This is a genomic window from Nostoc sp., from assembly GCF_036918245.1.
Taxonomy (GTDB): Bacteria; Cyanobacteriota; Cyanobacteriia; order Cyanobacteriales; family Nostocaceae; genus Nostoc.
In genome coordinates this window covers 17392-27233 of sequence record NZ_JBALEF010000008.1, presented here as the reverse complement: position 1 = coordinate 27233, position 9842 = coordinate 17392, and the positions used below count along the sequence as shown (strand labels likewise).

Here is a 9842-nt window from a genome sequence, read left to right as displayed (position 1 = left end):
CGGTCTATATCTTGAGGCAGGTTTTGGTTCATATTTGTGATACTCCCCCTCAAGTGTCCCCCTTGTCAATACTCTGCCACCTGAATCCTTACAAATCTATCAAGCTATATTTAATTTAGATTGGGTTGCTAAAAAACTAGAAAACTTACGTCCATATTCTCAAAATATCAAAAATTGGGTTGATAGCAATCAGCAAGATAGCACTCAATTATTAAGAGATATGAGATTAAAAGAAGCAGCAGCTTGGTCAGAAAACAAAAAGCTTTCTAATATAGATTATCGGTTTCTTGCTACTAGTCAGCAGTTGGATAAACAAGAAATTGAAATAAATTTAAATGCCGAAAAAATTGAATTAGAAAAAGCACAGTTTACTCTAACAGCTGCGAAGGAAGCGAATCGAATTTTGAATCAAGCCCGAAAAGCTGCTAAATTAAATGCTGTATTACACTTTGGTAAACCGTGTATTGTCAGCTTTGCAATTGGTATTACTAGTTTTATTATCCTGCTACGCTTCATTGGTTTATTGCAGGGAATGGAATGGAATATATTTGATAGCTTTTTGCAACAACGACCCCAAGCAGGAATTGATTCTCGTGTTGTTGTAATTACAATTGATGAACCAGATTTACAAAAAATAGGACAATACCCCATACCTGATAATATTTTGGTTAAAGCGCTCAATAAATTGAAAACTTATCAACCTAAATTAATTGGGTTGGATCTATATAGAGATTTGCCAGTAGAACCTGGATATCAAGAATTAGTAGAATTGTTCAAAACTACTCCTAATCTTATTGGTATTGATAAAGTCGTAGGCACTAAGGTTGCACCACCAAGAGTATTAGCACAATTAAGTCAGGTGGGTTTTAGTGACCAAGTATTGGATGGAGATGGTAAGGTACGTCGTGCCTTATTGACAGTGCGTTCATCGCAGACGTTGGCGCAACCAGACACTCGCGGACTCGCTACTTCTGCGCGATCGCCAAAAAATCAATTACGGCAGAGTTTGGGTTTACAATTAGCATTACAATACTTAAAAACTGTTGGCATCACTCCCTATCCTCATCCTCAAAATCGTCATCATATCCAGCTTGGTAAAGCCTTAATAACACCCTTGCAACCTTTTGACGGAGGCTATGTTTGGGCTGATACTGGAGGTTATCAAATTTTACTTAGTTATCACGGCACAGAACAAAATTTTCAAAGCTTCTCCATCACAGATTTGTTGCAAGAACGCATACCAAAAGAAAAAATACAAAATCGTGTTGTCTTAATTGGTGCAACAGCTGAAAGTATTAATGACTTGTTTCAAACACCTTATAACAATCGGCTATTTGGGTCATCAAAACAAATGGCAGGAGTATTTATTCATGCTAATATTACCAGCCAAATATTAACCGCAGCCCTGCAAGGAAGAGGAATGCTGCAAACTTGGTCTGAGATATGGGAGAGCTTATGGATTTTGCTTTGGTCTGGGATAGGAACATTAATTGCTTGGCGATTAAAATCACCTAGACAATTAATGTTTGTCGTCACTAGCACTGGACTAGGATTAATCGTGTTTAGTTATCTGGCATTTTTACAAGGTTGGTGGATTCCGATTATTCCCCCATTATTGGGATTAATACTTGCTCCGATTATCCTACCTATGTTTGCAACTAAGCAGCTTGAGAAAATCCAACTCCAGCAAACTCTCAAGTTACTACTTGCGGTTGCAAAAGAGCAACCTGCTGCTGGAAAAATTGCGATTGAATATTTCAAACAAGCAGAAGGCAAAGAAAATCAGCAGTTGATTGACAAGATACTACAACAAGATGATTGACCTTTGCCCCCTGCTCTCTACCCCGCTTTCTTAGCTTTCTCTATAGTCATGAGCATTTCATACCAGTATCCTCTTTGTGCATACCACTTCACTTGATCGATGGTAGTCAACTGGCTCAACTCCCTATCTACTTTAGTCGTTTTTGCAACTCGTTGTACCCAACCTTTAAATATAGGATCGTCTGGTTGCACAGTTTTTCCACAGACAACTACCAAAGACCATTCGTAGTTTTTACCTACGGTTAGCGGCGTTTTTTCTTTAGGTTGAGTAAAGCTAATAATTCTCCCACTAGCAGTAATAGGTAAAAAAGTTCTTTCATAATAGTTACCCGTTTCATCTCTAAAGGTCAGCACAACCTTCTGTGCTGAAGTTTTGGGTAAGGAAATGAATACGGGAGGATGATCTTGGAAGGTTAACCCAAAGTTACGCTTTGGCATTAAAGGTCTAATGGGCTGTTCATTCTCAGAACACCTCAGCCCATCACGAGAACCTGCACCAACAGTTTCACTTTTTGGTTCTGGCTCTCCAGGTGGTTCAAAAGTCTCTTGAAAAACGAATTGCTCTGGTAGGCTGGCAATTGAAGTGACTGATTCTGATTGCGCCAAACTGGGTAAGGCAAACATCAACAGTTGTAAAGATAAGCCAACAGTAAAGAATTTAAATTGATATGAGGCATTATTTACTATCATTTTCTGAAATGTCTGTGGTCAGAGTTCAGTTGTTATTTGTCAGAGTTCAGGTGTTATTGTAAATAAAAGGGTTTAAGGCCCCTACGTCTACACGTAGCGCGGAGTCGGAGTCACTCCGCCTCTGATCAGTTACCCTGCGGGAAGCAAGCTACAATTGGGGTTTAAATCCACCGAGTTGCTCCTTTTATACCAATTCTGTATGAAGATGCGCCAAACTACATGAGGAACGAACCGCAAAGACCGCAAAGGACACAAAGAAAGAAACAAAGAAAGAAATAAGAAGCCAAGAAAATTTGGCGCAGCCTCACAAAGAAATGGTATTAGGGAGACCCCAAGACCGCACTCCTCTTCGTTTGAAAATGTCTTTAATGCAAGAATTTTGAATTTTGAATTGTTAAGCCTCCCTGCCTCCTTCATCGTGAGTCAACGCCAATTTCCTACCAGTACAAACCCAGACCAATAATAAGGATGTTTGTACTGAGGAGAATTTAATAGAGATAGTTGTGCTTGACGCAGTGCTTCGGCTTTGCTGACGACATTTTGGGTAAGCAGACGGTAAAATTCTCCTGTCAAGTCAGCAGTTGATTTGTCTTGTACTGACCAGAGGGTTGCTAAAGTACTCCTAGCACCAGAACGGACGGCAATTCCTGCCAATCCTAAAGCAGCGCGGTTGTCGCCTTTAGCAGTTTGACAAGCGCTGAGAACTAGTAGTTCAATTGGTTGGCGTGGAGCATTTTTGCTCAGTTTTGAAGATGCACCTTTTAACCATCTATCTAAATCTTTAACATTAATCCGGTCTTCCCAAGTTAAAAGAAATGTGTCTTCGGCTTTGGAGCTAAATTCTCCGTGGGTGGCAAGATGAACTACAGAAAAGGGAACTTCTTCTATTTGCTTTTGGACGTTGGCGCGAGTAAATTTTTCATTTAGTAGTATCTTTGCATGAACATAGTTTGTAATTTGTTTAATTTCTTGCTTGACACCAGGTAAGTCAGCAAAACCTTGACGTGCTTCTGCTAAACCCGCAGTTAAGGCTTGAAACTGTTGGGGAGGAAGATGCCGAGACTCTAATAGTTGCAAACCAGGAGTCAATGCTATGCTGTACTTCTGGATGATAAACTGTTGGCGATCATGCAAAACTGCCATTGGTACACTGCGTAAAAAACCATCCAAGACAAACACTAAAGTTTTAATCTTCTGAAGTTCTATCTCTTTTTCGGCAGGACGCAACAACCAATCATATAATTTTTGGGCAGAAGGTAGTACCTCATCAGGTAAGAAAGCAAGGTTTAAAGATTGGCGCAGTTCATCAAAAACCTCTGATTCCTCTTGTGAGGAAAGGTTTGTTCCATAATGTTGCAAAGGTTGTCCAGGAAGAGAAACAACTACCTCCAAGCGACGTTCTAGCAAAATTGGGTAAATGACTGCGGCTTTTAAATCAATTTTATCTATTGGTTGCGGTTTATAAGTTAAGCAGGCTTGGTGGAAGAAGTTTTCTAATTCTGCTAATTGCAGTGCTTCAATTGTTTTGCGAGATTTCTCTAAGTGTTGTTGCTTGATGATTTGTGGTAGGCTGTCTACATCTTGTAAAAGTAATTGTACTAACTGCCGATACACTGGTTCAACGCGATCGCGGAAATTAAATTGCACGTCAGGATTCAATTGCAGTAAGTCTTGACGCAGAGATGTTAAAAAAACAACAGCTTGTTCATAAGCAGTAATTGCTTGCTCAATATTCCCCCTAGCTTTCTCGATTCGTCCTTGCTGCCAAAACCAATTGACAGCAATATCTTCTGCTTGCACTCCCTGTGCTAAAGTTAGTGCTGTTTGGGTGAGATTTAAGGCTTCTGAGAATTGCTGAGTTTGTTCGTAGAGATGTCCTAACTCTCCCAAAGCATAACTTTGCGCTCTTGCATCTGTTAATTCTCTGGCCTGTTTGACTGCTGTTGCCAAAAGTTGAGCAATGTCTTTTGTTTTTGATGATGACAGTTTCATCCAACTTGCTGCTAAATTAACTTGCGCGTAAATTCCCCAACGACTGGCAGGAATGTTAGCAAGACGTTCTTGAATTTGGGGTAATAATACTAGTGCATCTGGATTTTGCTCAGTTTTTATTAAAAGGCTGAGTTGGTTAAGGAGTGCTTCTAATTCAGTATGCTCGCCACCAATTGCACTTGCTTGTTGATAAAATTCTAAGGCGGTTTTAAAATCTTCCCTAGCTCTAGCGGTATTCCCCAATCTTAAGAAGGTTTCCCCAATATCTGCGGTAGAATTTACCAGCTTGGCGATCGCTAAACTTTGCGATAATACTTGTTGCGATCGCTCTAAATCTCCCCCTACTTGCAGAGTTACCCCTAAACTTCGTAATCCTCTAGCTTTTAGGAGATTATCAGGTAAAGCAGCAAGGTCTTGATTGATTTGTTCTAGTTGCCTTTGGGCGCGACGATACTCTCCCAACGTTTGCAATGCTTGGGCTTGGTTAATCTGCGATAGCACAATCCCTGTGACATCCTTGAGGGAACGATAGATTTTCTCTGCCTGCTGCCAAGTTTCTAAGGCTAATTCCGGTTGTCCAGTGTTAAATTGTAAACTTCCTTGGGTGTTGAGGACTTGGGCGTAAAGGAAGGAATCATCCACTGTTTTTAGGATATTCTCTGCTTGGGTGATTAGCGATCGCGCTGCTTCCCACTTGCCCAAGTCTTGATAAGCGATCGCTAAATAGTTGTAATTTAATGCTTGATAGTGCAGCTGGTTGCTTTGCTGAAATATCTGAGCTGCTTGTGACCAAGTTTGTGCAGCTTCTACCAACTTTCCGGCATCATAAAGTTGTTTTCCTTGTTCGAGTAGGGTGACTGGAGATTGAGTTGGGGAAAGAGAATACTGGGCAGTGGCTGGTAAAACAGTTGTTATTAATAAAAAGATTAGTAGGGCTAAAATTAGGTGACGATGAATACCCATAAATGGTCATAATAATTTGCGATTTATAACTGTTAGTTCGGAATTTTAGCGTTGATTAATCACATTAAGTCTGTTTAAGTAAGTATATTTGGCTAATATTTACACATAATGGTAAAGAGTATGTATGTAAGAGGTATTAGTAAAAACTTAGTAGACATCACTTGGAGCTTGCGGGGTGGAGCATCCACAACGCTACTGAGCCGTACTTAACCTTGTTTTTTCACTCTTGGAAAATAAGAATCGAAGTTAGACTCTGGAACTTTGATTTAACCAAGGTTTGAGACTTTGTTTTCTAACATTAACTAAAATTTCTAGCCAAAAATTGAAAAGTAAAGCTCTGAAAGCTTTTCAGCGATTGGGTTATCTCAAACTGATAAAACAAGGTTAATATCATGCTGTTAACTTTCTAAAATTAGACACTATAAAAGAATTGCACTTGGTTTTCTATGTCAATATATCATTATTATACTTTTTCGGTGCATATAATTTGTTATTAGTCAATTAATAATGTTAATAATATAGTTGTTTCATTTCTAAAAATTCTTTGTATTTTTGTTAAAGATTAATCTCTGTTTTGACTAAATGTTGTAATGTTTGTACAGTGTTACATCACCAATTATTCATCAATAAAATGGAAGGAGTAAAAGCTAACAAGTAATAGCTAATCAGCAGTTCTTTATGTTTACTAAGGCGTTTATGTATGATTTTTGTTCATGTTTCATCTAGGATTACTATATTGACAAATATACTTTATTGTATATAAATCAATATTTTTGCGATCAGAATATGATCTTTATGTATTTTACTTTGGACGAAAAGTGGGAAAATGTCTCGTAAGAAGTAGTACTTACAAATAATGACAATCACTAATGCCAGTCACCAATACGTTACATGCGCTTCGCTTCCAGAGCGTACTGGAGCCAAAAAACTCCTCAACCGAGTTCATCATATGGACAGTTGCACCAATCGCTTACATACGATTTAGATGGATGGTGGGGATCGAGGAGAAGACTTTATGCGTTGGGTGATAGATGTGTAACGGTTGATTGTCGAGGTCGTCAAGAAACCTTTTGCTGTTTCTGGATAAGTTTTGGCAACACAAATGTGTAATTAATCAGGAGAACATCCTCATGTCTAATCAAGATGTCGTTAAGTCTCAAGATGTCGTTAAGTTTGATGATAACTTTTATCTCAAACACGAGAGCGGTAAATACTGGATTGCGGTTGACCAAGGACGCTACAATTGGCCGAAGTTGGGTCAAGAGAAAAAAAAAGTAGTAAAACTTAAACTTGTGGGCGGCAATGGCGAGGTTCAATCCAACAGCCGCATCAAAATCACAACGACAGAATCAGCAATCGGCAACAATAATGTTTTGGGAGCTTTTGCGGATAGCCATGATTGTTACTATTGGCAAGATGGCAATGATGAGGATAAACAGAGCTGGCAGATTACTAATGCGGATGGCGATGCAGGTCCAATTCACTATGGCGATCACGTTCGCATCAGCAACATCTCCTACAGTAATCAAAGCCTAGCTCCCGATACAAAGTACGATGGTTATATAACTACCGTGGAAAATGCTGACGACTCGTGGATCTTAGCACCTGCTGCCGCCGTAGACAGTTCCGGTTCTTTTAGAGGTTTAGACGATAATGGGAAACATGATCCGGACGAAGTAAGTGATGGAGAGGATGATGATAATGATGTTCCTACTTGGTTCTAATTCATCTGTACTACCGTCTTTTTCTCGTTCGTCGTCGTGGTTTGGGGTCGTATTGTGTGTTTGACGGCGACGACGCAGAATAAGTTCCGGCTCTACCCTGGAATTCATTTCCTCTCAAAGCTGCCTTTGGTCCCGTCTAGGAGACTGATTTGCCCGGATGAATTGCTCCGCAATTGACCTCACAACGGGGCTTTCCATTACCTGGCACCGTGATGGGGAGTTCTTGAGCAGGCTTGCCGTGACTTGTACTGAGCGGCTTGTACTGAGCGAAGTCGAAGTAAGTCGAAGTAGCGTAGCCGAACGGGGGCAGGAGACGGGGGAGAGGGAGATGGGGAGAAGAAAAGCTGAGTTGGGTTGACTGACTGCTCAAACAGCTTTCAAGGATAAGGAAATATTTCCCATTTTATTGTTGGTGTAAGCATGAATGTAAAAAATTTAAGCGAAGTCAAAATAGAGATTACAAATAAAGGAAGAGGAGTCTTTGCCAACCGGAATTTCTGTAAAGGTGAGAAGGTGGTGATTGGACACCGAGTCCAGATTTTACCAGAAAGAACTAATCACTCCTTCCAAATAGACTTTGATTTACATATAGAACTAGATGAACCAGGACGACTAATCAATCACTCTTGTAATCCAAACACAGGAATTCAGAATAATGAATTTGGAGGATATAATTTTGTCGCCTTGATAGATATAAATGAAGGAAGTGAAATTACATGGGATTATGAAACAACAGAATACATTTCTATTGCTATTCCAGAATGTTGTTGTAACGCTTATAACTGTAGAATTAAAACCTTGGGGTTTAAGTTTCGTTCTACTCAAATCAGCAAAAAGTATGGTAATTTTATTGCTGATTACTTAAAAAAATTAAACATTTAGAGACAATCTAAGTTAATTATTGTTAAGGTGAGATTAATGGGTTTTTTGAATTTGGCTAATTCGCAAATGTTAGGGTTTAAGCTTCAAATTAAAGAAGAAACAAATCAACAAGTATTTCAAGAAATTCATGCGATTTTGAATCACAGATTAAAACCAAGACAAAGAATTGCGAAACAAGAAACAGTTGATGAGTTACACCGTTTTGCAATATTAAATCATCCAGTACTCAGAAATCGTATGTATTTAAAACTGCTTAGTGGTGAAATGTCTCAAGCAGAATGGCAAACTTTTTTTAGTAACTACTATCATGCTTCTTGTCGTGGCTTTTGCTGTACAGTGTTACCGCGTGCGCTTCATGTACATAAAGATAAGAACTGGCGCGATTATATTAAAGCTATGATTAAAGAAGAAAAAACTCCTAGCTCACATTTTGTTTTATTAAAAGAATTTATTGATAGCTGTGGTTTAGAAATTGAAGAATCAGTCAGTGCACAAACATTTATTAATGCACTACTAAAGGGTTTTACTGCTGATATTCCTTTCTCATTAGGATATTCTCTTGGTATTGAAGTAGAAGGCGCTTATCAAATTGATCTGATTGAGCGAAGTAGTCGCCAGATGTTTTCAGAACAACTGGTAACAACGAATTGGTTTAAAATTCATCTAAGCGATACTGGAGAACAAGAACACGCTAACATGGCAGTTCATACAATTGAAAAAACTCTGAATAATCAGCAAGATTATCAACGATTACATCAAGGATTTTTCCAAGCTTGTAATGACACTCTTAACTTTATGGAATCTATTTATGATGATCTTATATGATATGAAACGCAAGCGTCATTTTGCCATGCAGAAAGTTCATGATGCGATTAAGGCTCACGGTGGAACAACATTACTCAGCACGGGGATCACTGGCGATGATGCTCGGCTGGCTCTAGCCGCTGTGGAAGCTGGCGCTCGGCTGCTCGAACCGAATCATCCAGCTGTCGCCTTGGCTCGTGGATACAAAGGTGTCACATCCATGCACGATGCTGAGTTACTCCGCCATGAAATTCCGATTGAGGAAATGGTTACTGTGGTAGAAGGAGTTCGTAACGTCGTCAGTGATGATATTTTTATCACCGTAGGTGCTCCGGGCACTTTCACCGAAACAGTGCCGACACCCTTTACGGATAAGGAAGCAATGCTACTCTCTCTCGCTGGGGCAGATGGGCTTCACGTTCACAAAACCACGTGGGAAGATTTGCGCGATATAGTCAAAGTGGCACATCGCAATGGCTTGGTTGTAGATGCCTATATTGCCCATCCCAGTGATCTACATTTGTTTGGCATCCCAGCCGAAACACCGAAAGAGGTTGCTCTAATTGCGAAAGAGATGCAAGAAATTGGTGTAGACATGATTGGTTTGACGACTGGCATGAGCTACGAGGGTGTCGCTGCCGGCGAAATTGCTCCGCCCGTTCAGGAGCGATTGAAAGCCTTGGTTAATTCTGTAACTACACCTACTCTGGCAGAAGGTGGCATCAACATCAAAAATTTTAAAGCATTTATTGGTACAGGCGTTAATATTCTGGTTGTTGGCACGGCTATAGATGATATGGCACGTGAAGCCGTTCGTTTTGCTGTAAAAAGATTTCTCCCAGATTTTGAGAACTTCAAAACGCCGATAATCTTGCCACTTGCTGACAGCACTGCTTTCTCTAAGAATCTGTAAGGTTCGTAAGTCTCATAAATGCCTTAAGGTCACACTTAGCTGTTGATGGTTTA

The 9842-nt window shown here is 39.8% G+C and carries 7 protein-coding genes; 5 read left to right on the top strand and 2 right to left on the bottom strand.

Translation table 11 applies throughout. The features are described from left to right. The first annotated feature begins 220 nt into the window (after window positions 1-220). Window positions 221-1822, top strand: a complete 1602-nt coding sequence (locus V7L12_RS02130) for a CHASE2 domain-containing protein (RefSeq protein WP_335081700.1) — start codon at window positions 221-223, stop codon at window positions 1820-1822. A gap of 17 nt (window positions 1823-1839) precedes the next feature. Here V7L12_RS02130 and V7L12_RS02125 read toward each other — a convergent pair whose 3' ends face one another. Both V7L12_RS02125 and V7L12_RS02120 read right to left on the bottom strand, forming a co-directional pair. Next, window positions 1840-2511, bottom strand: a complete 672-nt coding sequence (locus tag V7L12_RS02125) for a DUF928 domain-containing protein (RefSeq protein WP_335081698.1) — start codon at window positions 2509-2511, stop codon at window positions 1840-1842. Window positions 2512-2934: 423 nt separating this feature from the next. Beyond that, window positions 2935-5466: a CHAT domain-containing protein gene (locus V7L12_RS02120; RefSeq protein WP_335081696.1), complete on the bottom strand. Its 2532-nt coding sequence runs from the start codon at window positions 5464-5466 to the stop codon at window positions 2935-2937. 1130 nt (window positions 5467-6596) lie between these two features. Here V7L12_RS02120 and V7L12_RS02115 point away from each other — a divergent pair. The 4 genes from V7L12_RS02115 to V7L12_RS02100 all read left to right on the top strand — a co-directional run bounded on the left by V7L12_RS02115 (window position 6597) and on the right by V7L12_RS02100 (window position 9789). After that, entirely contained in the window at window positions 6597-7190 is a 594-nt protein-coding gene (locus tag V7L12_RS02115; protein WP_335081694.1) for a hypothetical protein, read from the top strand. Between the two features lie 420 nt (window positions 7191-7610). After that, on the top strand, window positions 7611-8072 hold the full coding sequence (locus V7L12_RS02110; RefSeq protein WP_335081692.1) for an SET domain-containing protein: 462 nt from the start codon (window positions 7611-7613) through the stop codon (window positions 8070-8072). 51 nt (window positions 8073-8123) lie between these two features. Continuing rightward, a complete protein-coding gene (locus V7L12_RS02105) occupies window positions 8124-8897 on the top strand; it encodes a hypothetical protein (protein WP_335081690.1) in 774 nt (257 codons plus the stop codon). After that, window positions 8881-9789, top strand: coding sequence for a hypothetical protein (locus V7L12_RS02100; protein ID WP_335081688.1), 909 nt, complete (start codon window positions 8881-8883; stop codon window positions 9787-9789). The genes V7L12_RS02105 and V7L12_RS02100 overlap by 17 nt, the downstream gene beginning before the upstream one ends. Window positions 9790-9842 lie beyond the last annotated feature (53 nt).